This window comes from Streptomyces sp. NPDC006691 (genome assembly GCF_042869955.1).
Classification (GTDB): domain Bacteria; phylum Actinomycetota; class Actinomycetes; order Streptomycetales; family Streptomycetaceae; genus Streptomyces.
On the sequence record NZ_JBIAGW010000029.1, the window covers coordinates 20,434 to 39,486 of the forward strand.

Below are 19,053 nucleotides of genomic sequence, written 5' to 3' on the forward strand. Positions count from 1 at the left end.
GGAGCAGAGAATGTCACAGCCGTGGCTGCCCCCCGACGGGGTGACCCGCACCTCCGAAGTCATCACGGTATCCGCCGGAATGTTCAAGGGAGGAGAATTCCGGTGCCCCGCCGCCGATGCCCTCAAGACCCGCGGTTACCACACCGCCGACCCCGTACCGCGCCGCCGCGAGCGGTTGGAGAACTTCGCTCTGGGCCCCTTCATGGCCGCCTGCGACGCCCGCTTCCGGCCCTCCGGCAGCCTGCCCCGGACGCGTACCGCGCCCTTGCACGACGGCCTGAGGACATGGTCGGACCATGGTGTGAAGGCGTACGAGGCGGCCTTCCCCGCCGACCCGGAACGCCCCCTGAACGAGGTCCCCGAACCGTGGACGTACCGCTACCGGCCGTCCGGCCCCGACTCGCGGAACGCCCAGGAGTACCGCTTCACCGTGTGGGGCCGCTGCCTGGCCTCCGCCGACGGTGCCTACCGTGAACTCCGTCTGCCCGTGCACCGCCTGAACCGGGATCTGCCGCCCGACGGGTTCATCGCCGCCGTCGCCCTGGTGCTGGCCGAGGGCGCCCCCGGGCCGCTGCCGGAGCATGTACGGATCGTGGAGTTCGCGCTGTTCGACGGCCGTACGCGGGAGCTCTTCGCCGGCAGCCGGGAGCAGGCGCTCGCCCGGTACCGCGAGCACGGCCCCGACGCCCTGGCCGGCGTACTGGACGGACGGGAATACCGCCCTGGCTCCGCCTGCGGCGGATGTCCCTACCTGTCGGTCTGCCCGGCGCTGCGCGCGGCGCCCGGACTGCTGGGCATCGAGTCGCCGAACCGGCCCCGCCGCACCTGGTCGGTGACCAACGGGCGCAACTACCGGGCCTGCCCGGCCCGCGACCACATGCGCCGGCTGCACCTGCCCACGGCGGACTCCGTCGAGCGCGAGGTGACGGCCGAGCGCGGTCGGGCCCTGCACGCCTACCTCGCCGACCGGCACGGCCACGGATCGCCTCGACCGTGCACGGTCGAGGTTCCCGAGGAGTGGGTGCCGGACGGATTCGACCTGCCCGACCGCGAACGCACCCTCGGCGCAATCCTGTTGCGGCGGCACGCCGCGGTCTGCCCGCTGCGGTGCGTCGGGGACGGGACGGACGTGCGGACCGAACCCAGGGTGGTGCGGCACGACACCGTCGCCGACGTGGTGGTGATCGCCGCACCCGACCTGCTCTACCGGGACGCCGGCTCATGGGTGTGGCGCGAGACCAAGACCTCCGCCACCGACCGGCGGTCCAACCGTCCCCTGCTGGAGCTCTACCCGCAACTGGCCCTGGCGGTCGTGCTGATCGGCCGCGGTGACCTGGGCGGCGCTCCGTCCCGTGCCCGGGTCGAGCTTGAGGTGCTCCGCCCCGGCGGTGCCGACCTGGAGATCATCGACCCCTTCGCCTCCGCCAACCGGACCGCGGCTGAGGGAGTCCTGCGGACGATGGTGGCCGACTGGCACGGCGACGACCGCTACATGGCTGTGCCCGGACGCTCCTGCCAGCGGTGCGAAGTGGCCCGCTGGTGCTCGGTGTCGGCCGCCACCGAGGCCGCGGCATGAGGGCGGGGGCGGCGAGCCGGGCCGACCGGCCGGACACCGGCGAGGAATCTGAGGGCGCGGGAAGCGAACTCTTCCGCGAACTTGCTCGCATGGCGGCTGCCCTCGCCGAGGTTCAGGGTCTGCGCTCGTTCGCTCTGCCCTATCCCGGCGTCGCCCAGCGTGCGCTGGACCGCACCGTAATGCACTGCCTCGACGTCGGGGAGACACCGCCGAGGAGCCTTCCGGAGTTGTGGGAGTGGTGCCGGACCAAGCCGGCGGGCGATCCGCTCTTCGCGGTTCCCGCCTCCCTGGTCACCCCGGGCGCGACGCTGGTGCACCCGGTCGGCCGGATGCCGACGCGGTCGTGCCTCGAAGTCGCTTCGCACGGGCCGGACGGGGGCGTGGCGGCGCAAGCCCGCGCGCTTCTCGGTGACCTGGAAGCGCGGTGCGGAACGGGCGAGCGCTACCGGCAGTGCCGGAGCTTCCTGGCCCGTCACCCGGTGGTCCACCGACAGGACCGCTTCAGGTCCGGCTGGAGCACGGCCGTCTGGAGCCGTGTCAAGGACCTCTACGGCCCGCTGCCCGAATCCCTGCTTGTCGACGGCGACTTCCTGCGCTGTCCCGTGTGTGGGCTCCCCGCGCTGCCCAGGGACCGGGCCGTGCCCGTACCCGTGTCGTCCGACACCGACGCGGACATCTGGTGCGAGGGGGAGGAATGCCCGCGCGACGACCCTCCGGAACTGATCCGCGATCCGGAACAGACTTGGATCCTGCGGCGTTCGCTGCGGACGTTCCTCGCACTGCCGTACCGGACCGAAGAGGCCGCGCTGGACGCGCTGGATCGCGCTGGGATCGACCATGAGCCCGTGTCGGGGCCCCTGTCCGCCTACCGGTTGAGGGACACCGGTGCCGGAATCGTCGACATCCAGGTGTATGACCGCCTGCAGCCGGCCCTCCTCGCCGCATATCTCACCGACAGCGCGCCCCTCGTGGACCGCACCCTCGTCGTGGTCCCGGACGCGCTCGCCGGACGGAAAGGCTACCGGGGGGCCTTCACCGACGCCCTTCCCGCGCTTTTGCGGGACCGGCTGGTGCTCACCACACCTGTGAACCTCGTGCCCGCCCTGGGTCGGGCACGGAGAGAGGAGAAGGACGATGCGTAGCATCACCCCGCCGCTTACCGACGTGCTCGGCGCTCTCAAGGCGTTCCTTGGGACGGCCGTCCCCAAGACAGCCCTGGAAACCCTCTGCCAGGTGGAACTCGGCCTGTACCTCCAGCAGAAGCTGATGCCGGGCAGTCCCGCGGGCAGCGCCTGGGTACTGTTCAGCGGATACGGGTTCGCCGAGGCACACGAAGCGCGGCTGCCGCCGGACACCGCGCGGACGTTGCGTGTTGCCCGGTACTCGCTGTGGACACTGCGCAGGGGCCGTACCTGGCGCGAGGCGCTGGAGAACTACCAGCTGTTCGACCCCAGGGTGCGCGGCTACGACGTACCGGACACCGAGTCGCCCGCCACCCGCCGCGACCTCTCTCTCGCCAGTGACCGCTTCTCCGTCTATGAGCAACTGCTGTGTGCTGCACCGCCGTTGGCGGGCAAACGCATGCCGGTCGCGGGCCAGGGCCCGCACGCTTTCCCCGTCAGCCGCACCCTGGCCGTCGTCGATCTGCCATCCGTTCCTCACACCCCCCTCGTAGCCCACGACATGGACCTGGAACCGGCCGGCGCCGGAGAGCCCCTGGTCTTCACCAGGAAGGGCCTGGAGCGCACCGCAGCGGACATGGACGCCACGCACGCCCGCGTCGGCGAGGGAAGGCCGCCGCGCTGGCTGGAGCGGCTGCGGGCCTTCGACCTGTCCGCCAAGGAGAACGGCCCGTTCCACAAGGCCGGCAAGGACGAGGACTTCTCGTTCACGGTCGACGGGATCCAGCACCTGCTCGGTATCGTCGGCGCGGGCAAGAGCACGCTGCGCGACATCATCGCCGTCCATCTCGCCAAGCTCGGCAGGCGCACCACCATCGTGGTCACCGACGTCGCAGAGGTGCTGAAGCTCGTCCGACTCTACGGTCTTTACACCGACGGCGCCGCCGCACCCGTGCTCGGGTCCTCCGGCCGAGAGCGGCACGCCCAGCGGCTGCACCGTCGGCTGGCGGGCCGGGGTGAGCACCGTCTGCTCGCCCACGACGACCCTGCCTTCGCCTACCTCGGGACCTCCTGCGTGCTCAACGTCAGGCGGCAGGGCGCCACTTCGTCCACCGAGCCGCTCGCCTTCGGTGAGGCACCCTGCTCCCGGCTCCGGCCACCGTCGGACCCCAGGCGCGACAAAGGTGGCGGCCGGGCCTCCGAATGGCAGAAGAACGCGACGAGTTGCCCGTACTGGTCCGTCTGCCCCCGGCACCACGGAGCCCGCATCTTGGTCGGCGCCCTGATCTGGGTGGCCACGCCGGCCGGACTGATCGACGCCGAGCCGCCCAGCCCCCAGAACGGCGAGCGCATCCGCTACCTCGAACTCGCCTGCCGCCGCAGCGACCTCGTCATCATCGACGAGGCCGACCGTGTGCAGATGCAGCTCGACCAGAGTTTCGCACCCGCCGTCGTCCTCGCCAGCGACGAGGACAAGGGGCTTATCGACCAACTGAGCCGACACAAGATCCGGGAACTCGCGGCCAGCGGGCGCACCCAGCTCTCCGAACGGGACGTGGAGACCTTCGCCGCCGCCCTCAACACCGCCGGATCGGCCACCGACCGGCTGTACGCGATGCTCGTCGCCAGGTATGACCTGCGCAGGTGGGTGCGGACGGGCTACTTCAGCGCCTGGACGCTGCAGCTCGGACTGCTCGACGAGCGCTACGAACTCCCCGACGGCAGCGGGCCGGAACACCGGAACCACGCCCCGAGACAGGCTCTCGGCAAGCTTCTGGACGCCTTTCGGGACAACCCCTTCGGCGACCGCCGCCACAGGACGGAGGAGGACTTCAGCCGACTGACCGCCCTCCTGAACGAACTGCTCCACACTGGCAACCCGGAGAACACCCGGCGCCACTTGACCGAGGTCATGGACGAGGTCTTCCACATCGACCTGAAGTACATGGCTGTCCGGAAACAGAAATACACGGAGGAGTACGACGAGTGGCAGCGCCAGGAGGAGGAGCGGCAGAAGGGACGAGGCCGCCGCCGGAAGCCGAAGCCACCACCCCAGACCCCTGAGCAGTGGCACCAAGAGCTTGCCGAACGATTCGAGTTCACGCTGCTGCTCAGTGCCCTCGAACCGCGGCTCGCCATGATCAATGCAATGTGGCCCCGCGTCGAGGCTGCCCTCAGTCTGGGTTACAACACGATGTACCGTCGGCCGCTCGACTACGGCCCGATGGTGCCCGAGGCTCCGATGGGCAACGTACTCGGCTTCCAGTTCCGGGTCCCGGGCGAGGACAAGGGCGGAGTCCGCAGCGGCGAGCTGACCTTCTTCCGCTGCAGCGGCGTCGGACGTGAACTGCTGCGCGCCATGCCCCACCTCGCCTCCGTCGACGGCAGGCCCGGCGCCCATCTGCTGCTCATGTCCGGCAGCAGCTGGGCGGGCGCGTCCAGCCGCTACCACGTCTGCGTCCCGGTCGGCGTGATCATCGAGCCGCCGGCCGAAGTGACCGAACGCATCGCGAACGAGAGTCTGATGCGCTTCGAGTTCATCGACGACGGTGACGAGAAGCTGCGCCTGTCCGGAACGCACCCGGACGACCGCCCCGAGAAGCTGCGCCGCATCGCCACCCACCTTGGCGCGTCGGGGGAGTACGACGCCCCCGAAGGAGGTCCGCTGGAGCGCGAGTTGCTCTCCCTTCGCCCAGGCAAGCGCGACCAGATCCTCCTGCTGGTTGGCAGCTACGCCGAGGCGCGCATCGTGGCCGACACCCTGCACAACCTCAACTCCCGCTGGCACGACAGCGTGCTGTGCCTGGTCTCGGACGACGAGGAGATCGCCCCGGAGGACGAGGCGCCGTCCGCCTACCGCGCCCGGTCACTGCGCCGGGGCGACGTCGAACACCTGAAGGACCTCAACGCGAACATCCTCGTGGCGCCCCTGCTGGCCGTGGAGCGAGGCCACAACATTCTCAACGACGACGACGAGGCGGCCATCGGCACGGTCTACTTCCTGGCCCGGCCCAATCCACACCCCGAGGACCTGTCCCTGGCCGTCCACGCCGTCAACGACTGGATCGTCCGCGCCGTCACCGGCGGTGACTTCGACACCTGGGTACAGGGACAGGCCACCGTCGAGGAAGGTGCCGACGAGGTCCGCCGCCTCGCCCGTTCGCAGTGGTACCAGGTACTCGCCCGCTCGATGGCGTGGAGCCGCCTCGACGACGAGGTACGGGCGCAGGTCACCTGGGACATGCTGGTCCTGATCTGGCAGGTGATCGGGCGGTTGGTGCGCGGCGGCGTGCCGGCCCGGGTCGTCTTCGTCGACGCCGCCTTCGCCCCGAACCGCGGGGCCGTACCACCGCAGGCCGACACCCCCAAGTCCAGCCTGCTGCACAGCATGCTCGACGTGCTGGACCCGTACTTCGAGGGCGACACGAAGAGCGCGGAGGAGCAGTTCATCGCCCACGCCCTGTACGAACCCCTCCGGCGCATGCTCACCCATCTGCTTGCCCCTGCTCCCGCCCCGGCCCACCCGTAAGCGCCGAACTCCGGCTTCCAGGAGGAAATTTCGTGTATCACGCCATTCGCAACGCGGCCTACGAACCCGACCCGCTCCATGGACCGTGGCTGGAGGAGATGAGTGTGCTGCGGCTCGGCGAGGAGTTGCACACCGAGCTCACCAGGATGCACGCCGAGGCCGGCACGGGCTCCGTCCGCCCCGATCGGCTCCCCGTACGCAGGCTCAACTCCCTGCTCCAGGCGATGGCCCCCGGCGTCATCGCGACCGGCCGCAACGCCGGAACGGACGGCCGCCTGCCATGGCTCTACGCGCGGGAAGCCGTCCCGCCGGAGGTGCTGGCCCCGGTGATCGGCACCTGGGCGGCGGGCATGTACCGGGAGGAGGACGACACCGAAGGCGCCGACCTGGAGGAGAGACTCCGCTCCGACGACCCGGCCGAGGCCGTACAGCTGCCACATTGGGAGGCCGAATCGGTCGACCTCACCGAGACCGTGACCTCGGCGGGCGGAACAGCCGAACCTGCCGCACGGCTCTACGGCCTGCTGCCCGAGTGGGTCGCCTTCCGGCTGGCCGCCCGGACGTTCCGCACCGGGGGCACCACATTCCACTTCCGAGTCGAGAGCTCGGGCAACGGCGCGCGACTCATCTCCTGGCCGCCACAGAGGCACGAGCGCCGCGGACAGACCTGGTACTACTCGGCCTGCCTCAGCATCACCGTCCACACCGTGGCGTTCGCCCCACGGTTCCGTGTCCATGTGTCCACGCAGGTTCGCCGGTGGGCTACCCAGCTGGACGTACGCCCTCACCAGCTCGGCGGGGCGACCGTTCTGCTCGACGTTCCGCTGCCATGGCCGGGAGGGCCGGACCGGGGCCACCGGTTGATGGTGAACACCCTCGGCTACGACCGGCGGCTGAAGGAACTGGTTTGGCGCCACCACAGCCCCGCACCGCTCTTGCCCGAGCTGGACATCGTACGCAACTACCCGCAGCCCGAGGCGCTCTTCTCCCACCCGGAACGCTGGATCAACGGGTCCGGTGACGTGGCCGCCGGCATCGTCTACCACCCGTCGATCGGCCCGCACGAGGTCGGACCCGGGTTGATGCCACAGGAGCGGGCGGATCTGGACGCCTGGGTCGAGGACGGGCTGCGCCCCATGCTGACCCGGGTCCCCGACCTCACGCGGGTCACCCGGAGCAACACCCCCTCATTGCTGCCTCGTTCGGGAGCCGGCCGCGGTCCGGGCGTCCGGGACACGCAGCTGGCCCTGCAGCGGCGGGCGGCGTTGGCACGCGCACTCAACGGCCGTCCCCTGGAGATCGACGTCTTCTGGCAGTCGCCGGAAACCCGTGCCGCGCTGCTCGCGGAACTGCCGAAGCTCATCGGCTTCCCTCCCGGGGAGAGCGTGGGGCCGGCCGGTGACGACACCTGGCGGTGGCGGGGCGAGGGGGTCGAGATCCGCGTACGAGCCCGGCCCGCGGGGCCCCTGGCCGACGCTCTGCAGGTCTCCCGGGAGCGCAGGCGCCCCAGGGCCGTCCGGCTGGCCGAAGCCGTCGAAGGGCGCTGCCGACTTGTGGCGGACCGAGCGGTCCCGCGTCCCGACGCGGCCGGAGTCGTGATCACGGAGATCGGCGGCAAGGAACGCTTCGCAGCCGTCCCCGACTCCGACCCCAAGCATGCGTTGCGCATTGCCTGGGCGCGGCAGGACCGGCTGAGCCAGTTCATCAACCTGCCCGACGACACCGACAGCGGTTTGGAGCACCGGGTCAAGTGGACCTGGCTGGACGTCTTCCGGCAGCTCGGTGCCATCAGTCCGCCCGCCCACCGAGTGGGGGCCGGAGTTCCCGGCGACCTCCAGTACGTGGCGCTCTGGCTCGTACGCCACACCAGGAAGGGGCCCACGCGGTGCCCCGTCCATCGGCTGGTCGCGGTGCGGGTCCGCCCCGGGGACGGAGGACCGGGCGTCATCGAGGGGTGGGACGCTGAGCGCGCCGAATGGGTGCCGTACCCGAAGCTGTTGCTGCTCTCCCAAGCAGGGGAACCAGTGGCTGAGACCGGGAAGGAGAAGGAGGCTGATACAGGCGGCCCTGGCGATGGCGTGGCCGCCCGGGGAGGGCTCCGGCCCGCTGCCCTCCCAGGCGTGGAGCAGCACAGGCAGCGGGAGACCGAGCGGCAGATCCGAGCACTGCTCTTCCAGCTCCGCGACCGGCCGACGCTCCTGCTGGCGGACGCCGGCAATCTGCGCCAGTGCTGGCCCGGCCTTCGCAACGGTGAACTGGCCCGCGACATGCTCGTTTTCGGCACTGAACCCGCCCAGCGCCACACGCTCTACGGCGACGACCTGCGGGTGGTGCTCGTACGGGACGCCAATGCGCGGGAGGAAGTAGCGGAGTGGTACGCCCATGACGCCAAGGGCCGCGTCGGCTTCGCCGAGGGCGTGTGGGGAACGGCGGAGACGGAGAGCCGTGTTTTCGCAAGCACGGCCTCGAAGCCGCACACGGTGGCGAAACTGCCGAAGGGACTCATGAAGCTGGCGCCCACGTCACAGAGCCGGACAGCACCCGGAAAGTCGGCCTGGAACCCTGGGCAGCTGGAGATCACCGTTCTCGGCTGCCTGTCGGAAAAGGCACTGGCGGACTCTGGGCGTGAAGGGGACCTGCCTGACCGGCCGGCGGAGTGGGCGACGCTCACGCACCAGCTGCGCTACCAAGACGACTATCCGCCGCTCGCCCGGCCCCTCCCACTGCACTTGGCGCGTCTCACCGGTGAGTACGTGCTTCCGGTGGCCGTAACGAAGGAGGAGGGGAGCACGTCATCCGCTCCGTGAGTGAGGCGCCGCCTGCATGGTGCGTCCCAACGACGCTGATAGGAATCATTGTTCCCTCGCGTAAGTCGGACATGGGGGCATATCGCTGCTGGGCGGGCGTGAACGCCTTCGCGCGACTGTGCCGAATCGGGTCCGGGAAAGTGCAACGGCCTGTTTCTCCGTGTCCCTTTTGACTGTCCCGCTCGGTAAACATGCAGGTCAAAGCAGCCTCCTGAGGGTGACGGATCCGCCATGCGGCTTTCTGGCCCACGTTTGTCCCGCAGGAGTTAACTTCGCGGGATCGGACAATCGGGATTTCGTCCGCTCGGGCATGGAAAACCCCTGATCAGGGCTATTTGGGGCGAGTGGTCACGGCCGAGTAGGCCGTGTGCGTTTTGGCATGCACAAGAAAGGCGCTGAACTGCGTTTCCGCTGTTCAGCGCCTTGATCCGGAGTGCCCCCGGCAGGATTCGAACCTGCGCACACGGCTCCGGAGGCCGTTGCTCTATCCCCTGAGCTACGGGGGCGTTCACCGTGTTTGGCGGCGACGGGTAGAACCCTACCAGCTCTCTCGGGGTGGCTGTGAACAGGTATTTCGGTCCCCTCGGCGGGCCGGGTCGCCCGGGCGGGGTGGAAGTGGGGAAAACCCGGACGCGGTGCCCTCCTCGGACCTAACCTCAAGGTGTGTCAGGCGTGTCCGGCCGGGTCCTTGTGGTGGACGACAACAAGGTCATCCGGCAGTTGATCAGGGTCAACCTTGAGCTGGAGGGCTTCGAGGTCGTGACCGCGGCCGATGGTGCCGAATGCCTGGAGGTCGTGCACCGGGTCAGCCCGGACGTGGTCACCCTCGATGTGATGATGCCCCGGCTCGACGGGCTGCGTACGGCCGCCCGGCTGCGTTCCGATCCGCGGACCAGAGCACTGCCCGTCGCGATCATCAGCGCCTGCACGCAGTACGAGGTGGAGACCGGGCTCGCCGCCGGGGTCGACGCCTTTCTCGCGAAGCCGTTCGAGCCCGCCGAGCTGGTCAGGGTCGTACGGCAGCTGCTGCTGCACCGGGAGGCTCCGCCGTCTGCCGACGGCAGCAGGGAGCCCGGGCGGGCCGGCAGCAGCCGGGGCTGACCCCCGGTCGATGTGACCCGAGCCCGCCGTTCTGCCCGTATGGCGAAACCGGTTCGCGGAGGGACCCCCCCTCTCCCATACGCTTGTCCCGTGACCCCCGCAGAGCTCTCCCGTACCGTCGTGCGCGCCGTGCGCAGCGCGGTCGACGAGGGTGCCCTGGGTCCGATCGGCGGCATGGTTCCCGAGACCGTCAAGGTCGAGCGGCCGAGGCCCGGCGGTGGGGGTGACTACGCCAGTGGGATCGCCCTCAAGCTGGCCGCGGTGACCGGCCGGCCGCCCCGCGAGGTCGCCGAGGTGCTGCGCGGACGGATCGCCGGACGGCCGGGTATCGCCCTCGTCGAGATCAGCGGGCCGGGCTTCCTCAACATCACGCTGGAGCGAGAGGTTCAGTCCGGGGTGGTGCGGCAGGTGCTCGGGTCGCCCACCACGTACGGATACGGGGACGCCCTGCGCGGGCAGGCGTACGACTTCGCTGCCGTGGGCGAGGAGCGGGCGCGGGTCGTCGTCGAGGTCGTCGTGCGGCTGCTGCGGAGCCAAGGGGCCGACGCACGGATCGTCGCGGAAGGGGAGCCGGGGCAGTTCCTGGCCGTCCTCCCGTGTCCCACGCCGGGGCTCGCCGGGCTCGTCGGGGTCGATGCCGCCCGCTGGGCCGCACTCCGGGCCGCCCGGCACGACCGGCCGCGTACCGACGCCGGGGAACTGCTGGCCCAGCGCGAGAGCAACCCCCTCTTCCGTGTGCGGTACGCGTACTCCCGCAGCCGTGCCCTCACCCGCAACGCGCTCCAGCTGGGCTTCGCGGCCGAGCCGGGGGCCGTGCCCGAGGGGGAGCGGCTGCTCGGGCTGCTCCGCGACCACCCTGGTGTGCTCGAAGGCGCCGCCCGCCACCACGCGCCCGACCGGCTGGCCCGGCACCTCGAATCCGTGGCCGACGAACTGCTCCGCTTCCAGCACGCGGTGCTGCCGCTCGGTGACGAGAAACCCTCGGCCGCCCACCGCTCGCGGCTGGCCCTCGCCGAGGCCGCCGGGACGGTGCTGGCCGGTGGCCTGTCCCTGCTCGGCATCGACGCACCCGAACTCCTGTGACATGCGCGGACGGACCTCACCGCCGCCCGCCGTGGTGACCGCAGACGCGTAAGAGAAGAGACGTACAGAACATGAGCCGATCCGCCCACCCCGCCGGCCCCCGCCACGGCGACGTGCTGCCCGAGGGGCACTACTCCGCGCCCCCCGCCGACCTCAACTCCCTTGACCCGAAGGTCTGGTCGGGCACCGTGCGGCGCAACGCGGACGGCGAGGTCACCGTCGCCGGGCTCGAAGTGTCGCGCCTGGCCGAGGAGTTCGGGACCCCCGCCTACTTCCTCGACGAGGCCGACTTCCGTGAGCGGTGCCGGTCCTGGGCCGACGCCTTCGGGCGCGACGCCGACGTGTTCTACGCCGGAAAGGCCTTCCTGTCGCGGGCCGTTGTGCGCTGGCTGCACGAGGAGGGGCTGAACCTCGACGTCTGCTCCGGCACCGAGCTCGTCACCGCCCTGGACGCGGGGATGCCGGTCGAGCGCATCGCCTTCCACGGCAACAACAAGAGCGAGGCCGAGATCCGGCGGGCCGTCGAGGCCGGGGTCGGGCGGATCGTGCTCGACTCCTTCCAGGAGATCGTGCGCGTCGCGCACATCGCTCAAGAGCTGGGCACGGTCCAGAAGGCCTTCATCCGCGTCACCGTCGGCGTCGAGGCCCACACCCACGAGTTCATCGCCACCGCGCACGAGGACCAGAAGTTCGGCATCGGGCTCGCCGACGGCCAGGCCGCCGAGGCCGTGCGCCGCGCACTCAAGCTCGACGGGCTGGAACTGGTCGGCATCCACTCGCACATCGGGTCGCAGATCTTCGACATGGCCGGCTTCGAGGTGTCCGCGCGCCGCGTCGTGCAGCTGCTCGCCGAGGTGCGCGACGAGCACGGCGTCGAGCTGCCCGAGATCGACCTCGGCGGCGGCCTCGGCATCGCGTACACCTCGGACGACGACCCCCGCGAGCCGCACGAGATCGCGAAGGCGCTCAGCGAGATCGTCACGCGCGAGTGCGCCGCCGCCGGCCTCCGGGTGCCCCGCATCTCGGTCGAGCCGGGCCGCGCGATCGTCGGTCCGACGGCGTTCACGCTGTACGAGGTCGGCACCATCAAGCCGCTCGAAGGCCTGCGCACCTACGTGAGCGTGGACGGCGGCATGTCCGACAACATCCGCACCGCGCTCTACGACGCCGAGTACTCGGTCGCTCTCGTCTCGCGCACCTCCGCCGCCGAGCCGATGCTGGTCAGGGTGGTCGGCAAGCATTGCGAGAGCGGTGACATCGTGGTGCGTGACGCGTTCCTGCCCGCCGATCTCGCGCCGGGTGATCTGATTGCGGTGCCGGCCACCGGGGCGTACTGCCGCTCCATGGCCAGCAATTACAACCACGCTCTGCGGCCGCCGGTCGTCGCCGTGAAGGACGGGTCGGCGCGGGTGATCGTCCGGCGGGAGACGGAGGAAGATCTCCTGCGTCTCGACGTCGGGTAAATGAAATACTTGTCTCAGGATCCGGACCGGGGGCAGAAACCCCGGTCCGGTGAGTGAGACTGGTTCGCATTGCAGGTTTGAAGAGGAAACGAGGTCGGATGATGCGTACGCGTCCGCTGAAGGTGGCGCTGCTGGGCTGCGGAGTGGTCGGCTCAGAGGTGGCGCGCATCATGACGACGCACGCCGACGACCTCACGGCGCGCATCGGCGCACCCGTGGAGCTCGCCGGAGTCGCCGTCCGCCGGCCCTCCAAGGTGCGTGAGGGCATCGACCCCGCCCTGGTCACCACCGACGCCACCGCGCTGGTCAAACGCGGCGACATCGACGTCGTGGTCGAGGTCATCGGCGGCATCGAGCCGGCCCGCGCCCTCATCACCACCGCGTTCGAGCACGGCGCCTCGGTCGTCTCCGCGAACAAGGCGCTGCTCGCCCAGGACGGCGCCGCGCTGCACGCGGCCGCCGTCGAGCACGGCCGGGACCTGTACTACGAGGCCGCCGTCGCCGGGGCGATCCCGCTGATCCGCCCGCTGCGCGAGTCCCTCGCCGGCGACAAGGTGAACCGGGTCCTCGGCATCGTGAACGGCACGACCAACTTCATCCTCGACAAGATGGACTCGACGGGCGCCGGCTATCAGGAGGCCCTCGACGAGGCCACCGCGCTCGGCTACGCCGAGGCCGACCCGACCGCCGACGTCGAGGGCTTCGACGCCGCCGCCAAGGCCGCCATCCTCGCCGGCATCGCCTTCCACACCCGGGTCCGTCTCGACGACGTGTACCGCGAGGGCATGACCGAGGTGACCTCCGCCGACTTCGCCTCGGCACGCCAGATGGGCTGCACCATCAAGCTGCTCGCCATCTGCGAGCGCGCCGCCGACGGCGGCTCCGTGACCGCCCGGGTCCACCCGGCGATGATCCCGCTCGACCATCCGCTGGCCTCCGTGCGGGGCGCCTACAACGCGGTGTTCGTCGAGGCCGAGGCCGCCGGTCAGCTGATGTTCTACGGGCCCGGCGCGGGCGGCGCCCCGACCGCGTCCGCCGTTCTCGGCGACCTGGTCGCGGTCTGCCGCAACAAGCTCGCCGGATCGACCGGGCCCGGGGAGTCGGCGTACACGCAGCTGCCCGTGAGCCCCATGGGCGATGTCGTGACCCGCTACCACATCAGCCTCGACGTGGCCGACAAGCCGGGCGTGCTCGCCCAGGTGGCGACGGTCTTCGCCGAGCACGGGGTGTCCATCGACACCGTGCGGCAGTCAGGCAAGGATGGCGAGGCCTCCCTCGTCGTCGTCACCCACCGCGCGGCCGACGCGGCCCTCACCGGGACCGTGGACGCCCTGCGCAAGCTCGACACCGTGCGTGGTGTCGCCAGCATCATGCGTGTTGAAGGGGAGTAACCAGCAATGACCCACCAGTGGCGCGGAATCATCGAGGAGTACCGGGACCGGCTCCCCGTCTCCGCTACGACCCCGGTCGTCACCCTCCGCGAGGGCGGCACGCCGCTCGTGCCCGCGCAGGTGCTGTCCGAGCGCACGGGCTGCGAGGTCCACCTCAAGGTCGAGGGTGCCAACCCGACCGGGTCCTTCAAGGACCGCGGCATGACGATGGCGATCACCCGCGCGAAGGAGGAGGGCGCCAAGGCGGTCATCTGCGCCTCCACCGGCAACACCTCGGCCTCGGCCGCCGCCTACGCGGTGCGGGCCGGCATGGTGTGCGCGGTCCTCGTGCCGCAGGGCAAGATCGCGCTGGGCAAGATGGGCCAGGCCCTCATCCACGGCGCCAAGATCCTCCAGGTCGACGGCAACTTCGACGACTGCCTCACGCTCGCGCGCTCGCTGTCCGACAACTACCCGGTGGCGCTGGTCAATTCGGTCAACCCGGTGCGCATCGAGGGCCAGAAGACCGCCGCGTTCGAGATCGTGGACGCGCTCGGCGACGCCCCCGACATCCACGTCCTGCCCGTGGGCAACGCCGGCAACATCACGGCGTACTGGAAGGGCTACCAGGAGTACGCCGGGGACAAGGTCTCGACGCACACCCCGCGCATGTGGGGCTTCCAGGCCTCCGGCTCGGCGCCGATCGTGCGCGGCGAGGTCGTCAAGGACCCCTCGACGATCGCCACCGCGATCCGCATCGGCAACCCGGCGTCCTGGCAGTTCGCGCTGGCCGCGCGGGACGAGTCCGGCGGGTTCATCGACGAGGTGACGGACCGTGAGATCCTGCGCGCCTACCGCCTGTTGGCCTCGCAGGAGGGTGTCTTCGTCGAGCCGGCCTCCGCGGCTTCGGTCGCCGGTCTGCTCAAGGCCGCCGAGCGCGGCCTGGTCGACCCGGGCCAGAAGATCGTGTGCACGGTGACCGGAAACGGGCTCAAGGACCCCGACTGGGCCGTCGCCGGAGCCCCGCAGCCCGTCACCGTTCCGGTCGACGCGGCGGCCGCGGCCGAGCGCCTCGGTCTCGCGTAGTTCGCCGACGCGCCGCCTGGCGTACGCGTCCCGCACCGCCGGGACGCGTACGTAAAGCCGGACAAGTCACGCCGTAGGGGCACAGGGGGCTCGCGACACGCATCGTGCGCCTCCTGTGCGCCCTATGTCGCCACAGAACCTTCCTTCGATAGGCTGTACCCAACCCGCCCCGCCGCAATATGCCGTGGTGCAGTCGCCCACGTGGCCCTCGGGTGTTCCGTACGTCTTCGAAAATCTCGCAGCAGACACCAGCAGCAGCCTCACAAGGAGTCATCAGAGCGATGGCCGGTCCCGCATTCCGCGCCGCCGCCGTACGGGTGCGCGTCCCCGCCACCAGTGCCAACCTCGGCCCGGGCTTCGACTCCCTGGGCCTGTCACTGGGGCTCTACGACGACGTGGTCGTCCGCGTCGCCGACTCCGGCCTCGGCATCGACATCGCGGGCGAGGGCGCCGAGACGCTGCCCCGCGACGAGAGCCACCTCCTCGTACGGTCCCTGCGCACCGCCTTCGACCTGCTCGGCGGGCAGCCGCGCGGCCTTGAGGTCGTCTGTGCCAACCGCATCCCGCACGGCCGCGGCCTCGGATCCTCCTCCGCCGCCATCTGCGCCGGCATCGTCGCCGCGCGCGCCGTGACGATAGGCGGCGACGCCCGGCTCGACGACGCGGCGCTGCTGGAGCTCGCGACCGAGATCGAGGGACACCCCGACAACGTGGCCGCCTGTCTGCTCGGCGGGTTCACGCTGTCCTGGATGGACGGGGGAGCGGCCCGCGCGATCAGGATGGACCCGGCGGATTCCGTCGTTCCGGTGGTCTTCGTGCCCGGCAAGGCGGTCCTGACGGAGACGGCCCGCGGGCTGCTCCCGCGCACGGTCCCGCATGTCGACGCCGCGGCCAACGCCGGCCGGGCGGCCCTGCTCGTGGAGGCCCTGACCAGGCGTCCCGAGCTGCTGCTCGCCGCCACCGAGGACCGGCTCCACCAGGAGTACCGCGCACCGGCGATGCCGGACAGCGTGGCACTGGTCAACCGGCTGCGCGCGGACGGCGTGCCCGCGGTCATCTCCGGCGCGGGGCCCACGGTGCTCGCGCTGGTCGAGGACGGTGCGGCCGACAAGGTCGCACGCCTTGCGGGGGAGGGATGGGCCGCCAACCGGCTCAATCTCGACGCCGCGGGCGCGAGCGTCCTGCCGCTCGGAGCGTAGGTACGGGCGCGGGAAGCACGGCTTGCCGGTGAACGAGAGGGGGAATGTTTGTTGGATCCGGTAGTGTTAACCTCAAGTCTGCATCGGTCGTCTTCGTGGCGCGGTGCTTCGTGTCCCCTTCAGGGACCGCCATTCTTCCGAGAGCCTCCCCAACTGCCTGTGCAGCCTGCCTGAGCAGTTGCGAGCACGCTCCGGAACCGGCACGACACCCCACGCTTTTTCCCGGCAGGGGCCGAGCAGGGGGATCTCGGGCCGGAACCCACGCACTTTTGTCTCTCCGCCGTACGCGGCGGGCCACCGCCCCGGCACGATCAGTGGTCGAGAAGATCACGGGCCGCAGCCGGACAGCACAACCGGTCGCCGAGCCAGACAGGCCGACGTCCGCTCCAGGGAAGGACCCTTCGTGAGCGACACCACCGATCTGATGGGCGTGACTGCCGACAGCTCTGTCGACACCTCCGCGCCCGCCGCAGGTGCTGCCTCTGGCACCACCTCACGGCGCCGCCGCTCCGGCACCGGCCTCGACGGCATGGTCCTGGCCGAGCTGCAGCAGGTCGCGTCCGGCCTCGGCATCAGGGGCACCGCGCGCATGCGCAAGAGCCAGCTGATCGAGGTCATCAAGGAGGCGCAGGCCGGAGGCGGTTCCTCGGCCCCGGCCAAGAGCGCCGCCGCGTCCGCCGACGCCGAGACCAAGCCGAAGCGCCGCGCCACCTCCAAGGCCCGTACCGGCGACGAGGCCGCCGCGCCCGCCGAGAAGCAGTCCGCGCAGCAGCAGATCGACATCCCCGGCCAGCCGTCCCCCAAGGTCTCCGACCAGGACGACCAGCCCGCGGGCGAGCGCCGTCGCCGTCGCGCCACCGCGCCCTCCGGCAGCCCCGAGTCCGCCTCGGCCGCCACCGAGACCGTCACCAAGACGGAGGCGAGGGCCGAGGTGAAGACCGAGGCCCAGCCCGAGTCGAAGGCCGCCGAGGCCGTCGACACCGCCGAGGGCCGCCGGGACCGCCGCGACCGTGGCGAGCGGGGCGACCGCGGGGACCGCCGGGACCGCCAGCGCGGTGACCGTGGCGAGCGCGGAGAGCGTGGCGACCGCGGGGACCGTGGCGACCGCCGGGGCAAGGGCGAGGACCAGCAGGGCGGCCAGCGCAAGGAGCGCCAGGGTGGCCAGGGTGGCCAGCAGCAGGGTCAGGGTCAGCAGCAGAACAACAACGGCCCGCAGGACGACTTCGACGACGACGGCGGCCGCCGTGGCCGGCGCGGACGCTACCGCGACCGCCGTGGCCGCCGTGGTGGCCGTGACGAGTTCGGCGCGGAGCCGCAGGTCGCCGACGACGACGTCCTGATCCCCGTCGCGGGCATCCTCGACATCCTCGACAACTACGCGTTCATCCGGACCTCCGGCTACCTGCCGGGCCCGAACGACGTGTACGTCTCGCTCGCCCAGGTCCGCAAGAACGGGCTGCGCAAGGGTGACCACGTCACCGGCGCCGTCCGCCAGCCCAAGGACGGCGAGCGCCGCGAGAAGTTCAACGCGCTGGTGCGCCTGGACTCCTCCAACGGCATGGCCGCCGACTCGGGCCGCGGCCGCCCGGAGTTCAACAAGCTGACCCCGCTCTACCCCCAGGACCGGCTCCGTCTGGAGACCGACCCGGGTGTGCTGACCACGCGGATCATCGACCTCGTGTCGCCGATCGGCAAGGGCCAGCGAGGCCTGATCGTGGCCCCGCCCAAGACCGGCAAGACCATGATCATGCAGGCGATCGCCAACGCGATCACCCACAACAACCCCGAGTGCCACCTGATGGTCGTCTTGGTCGACGAGCGTCCGGAAGAGGTCACCGACATGCAGCGGTCGGTGAAGGGCGAGGTCATCTCCTCGACCTTCGACCGTCCCGCCGAGGACCACACCACGGTCGCCGAGCTGGCCATCGAGCGCGCCAAGCGCCTCGTCGAGCTCGGTCACGACGTGGTCGTGCTGCTCGACTCGATCACCCGTCTGGGCCGTGCGTACAACCTGGCGGCCCCGGCCTCCGGCCGCATCCTGTCCGGTGGTGTCGACTCGACCGCGCTCTACCCGCCGAAGCGCTTCTTCGGTGCCGCGCGCAACATCGAGGACGGCGGCTCGCTGACCATCCTCGCCACCGCGCTCGTGGAGACCGGTTCGCGCATGGACGAGGTGATCTTCGAGGAGTTCAAGGGCACCGGCAACATGGAGCTCAAGCTCGACCGCAAGCTCGCCGACAAGCGCATCTTCCCGGCGGTGGACGTGGACGCGTCCGGCACCCGCAAGGAAGAGATCCTGCTCGGCAGCGACGAGCTCGCGGTCGTCTGGAAGCTGCGTCGGGTGCTGCACGCGCTCGACCAGCAGCAGGCCATCGAGCTGCTTCTGGACAAGATGAAGCAGACGAAGTCGAACGCCGAGTTCCTGCTCCAGATCCAGAAGACGACGCCGGGCCCGGGCAACGGCAACGACTAGTAACTCCGGTTCCAGCAGGGCCAGTTGAGAGCGCCCCCGGCACTTCGGTGCCGGGGGCGCTCTCGTGTGCGGCGGGTCGTCCCGGGGGCTCGGTGAGTGCCTCGCGAGGGGGCGGGCCGGGACCTCGCGGGCCCGGGTGCGTGCCCTCTCGGGGGCTCGCGCCGGCCGGTCGGCCCCCGCGGCGCAGGCTGAGGCATTCGACACACGCCCGGCGGCCGCGACCGCTCCGGCTGCGGCCGAGAGCC

Annotated in this window: 11 protein-coding genes and 1 tRNA gene; 11 read left to right on the forward strand and 1 reads right to left on the reverse strand. The window is 70.9% G+C overall.

What is annotated here, in order from left to right:
• Positions 1-10 precede the first annotated feature (10 nt).
• The 4 genes from ACFYNP_RS35470 to ACFYNP_RS35485 are packed head-to-tail and all read left to right on the forward strand — an operon-like array spanning position 11 to position 9,033.
• On the forward strand, positions 11-1,576 hold the full coding sequence (locus ACFYNP_RS35470; protein ID WP_388420263.1) for a PD-(D/E)XK nuclease family protein: 1,566 nt from the start codon (positions 11-13) through the stop codon (positions 1,574-1,576).
• A complete protein-coding gene (locus ACFYNP_RS35475; protein ID WP_388791338.1) occupies positions 1,573-2,718 on the forward strand; it encodes a hypothetical protein in 1,146 nt (381 codons plus the stop codon). The genes ACFYNP_RS35470 and ACFYNP_RS35475 overlap by 4 nt, the downstream gene beginning before the upstream one ends.
• On the forward strand, positions 2,711-6,226 hold the full coding sequence (locus tag ACFYNP_RS35480; protein ID WP_388791340.1) for a hypothetical protein: 3,516 nt from the start codon (positions 2,711-2,713) through the stop codon (positions 6,224-6,226). The genes ACFYNP_RS35475 and ACFYNP_RS35480 overlap by 8 nt, the downstream gene beginning before the upstream one ends.
• A 32-nt stretch (positions 6,227-6,258) precedes the next feature.
• Positions 6,259-9,033, forward strand: a complete 2,775-nt coding sequence (locus ACFYNP_RS35485) for a pPIWI_RE module domain-containing protein (protein ID WP_388791342.1) — start codon at positions 6,259-6,261, stop codon at positions 9,031-9,033.
• 434 nt (positions 9,034-9,467) lie between these two features.
• On the opposite strand, the gene ACFYNP_RS35490 is transcribed toward ACFYNP_RS35485, so the two are convergent.
• A tRNA-Arg gene (locus ACFYNP_RS35490) sits at positions 9,468-9,539 on the reverse strand.
• A 166-nt stretch (positions 9,540-9,705) separates the two neighbouring features.
• On the opposite strand from ACFYNP_RS35490, the gene ACFYNP_RS35495 reads away from it, so the two are divergent.
• The 7 genes from ACFYNP_RS35495 to rho all read left to right on the forward strand — a co-directional run bounded on the left by ACFYNP_RS35495 (position 9,706) and on the right by rho (position 18,808).
• Positions 9,706-10,134: a response regulator gene (locus ACFYNP_RS35495; protein WP_388420279.1), complete on the forward strand. Its 429-nt coding sequence runs from the start codon at positions 9,706-9,708 to the stop codon at positions 10,132-10,134.
• A 90-nt stretch (positions 10,135-10,224) separates the two neighbouring features.
• A complete protein-coding gene (gene nrtL / locus ACFYNP_RS35500) occupies positions 10,225-11,217 on the forward strand; it encodes an ArgS-related anticodon-binding protein NrtL (RefSeq protein WP_388791344.1) in 993 nt (330 codons plus the stop codon).
• A gap of 71 nt (positions 11,218-11,288) precedes the next feature.
• Positions 11,289-12,680 (forward strand): diaminopimelate decarboxylase, encoded by a 1,392-nt coding sequence (gene lysA / locus ACFYNP_RS35505; protein WP_388791346.1) that lies wholly within the window; start codon positions 11,289-11,291, stop codon positions 12,678-12,680.
• A 101-nt stretch (positions 12,681-12,781) separates the two neighbouring features.
• Complete coding sequence (locus ACFYNP_RS35510) at positions 12,782-14,071, forward strand: homoserine dehydrogenase (RefSeq protein WP_382597209.1); 1,290 nt, start codon at positions 12,782-12,784, stop codon at positions 14,069-14,071.
• 6 nt (positions 14,072-14,077) lie between these two features.
• Positions 14,078-15,136 carry a threonine synthase gene (thrC, locus tag ACFYNP_RS35515; RefSeq protein WP_388420257.1) on the forward strand — a complete coding sequence of 353 codons (1,059 nt, stop codon included), beginning with the start codon at positions 14,078-14,080 and terminating at the stop codon, positions 15,134-15,136.
• A 281-nt stretch (positions 15,137-15,417) separates the two neighbouring features.
• Complete coding sequence (gene thrB, locus ACFYNP_RS35520) at positions 15,418-16,335, forward strand: homoserine kinase (RefSeq protein ID WP_382597119.1); 918 nt, start codon at positions 15,418-15,420, stop codon at positions 16,333-16,335.
• 403 nt (positions 16,336-16,738) lie between these two features.
• On the forward strand, positions 16,739-18,808 hold the full coding sequence (rho, locus tag ACFYNP_RS35525; protein WP_388791348.1) for a transcription termination factor Rho: 2,070 nt from the start codon (positions 16,739-16,741) through the stop codon (positions 18,806-18,808).
• The last annotated feature ends 245 nt before the right edge of the window (positions 18,809-19,053 follow it).

Bases quoted from the DNA above. Each gene is read 5' to 3' on its own strand.
- thrB (WP_382597119.1), top strand. From the start codon at position 15,418: ATGGCCGGTCCCGCATTCCGCGCCGCCGCCGTACGGGTGCGCGTCCCC.
- ACFYNP_RS35470 (WP_388420263.1), top strand. From the start codon at position 11: ATGTCACAGCCGTGGCTGCCCCCCGACGGGGTGACCCGCACCTCCGAA.
- ACFYNP_RS35510 (WP_382597209.1), top strand. From the start codon at position 12,782: ATGCGTACGCGTCCGCTGAAGGTGGCGCTGCTGGGCTGCGGAGTGGTC.
- ACFYNP_RS35480 (WP_388791340.1), top strand. From the start codon at position 2,711: ATGCGTAGCATCACCCCGCCGCTTACCGACGTGCTCGGCGCTCTCAAG.
- thrC (WP_388420257.1), top strand. From the start codon at position 14,078: ATGACCCACCAGTGGCGCGGAATCATCGAGGAGTACCGGGACCGGCTC.
- ACFYNP_RS35475 (WP_388791338.1), top strand. From the start codon at position 1,573: ATGAGGGCGGGGGCGGCGAGCCGGGCCGACCGGCCGGACACCGGCGAG.
- lysA (WP_388791346.1), top strand. From the start codon at position 11,289: ATGAGCCGATCCGCCCACCCCGCCGGCCCCCGCCACGGCGACGTGCTG.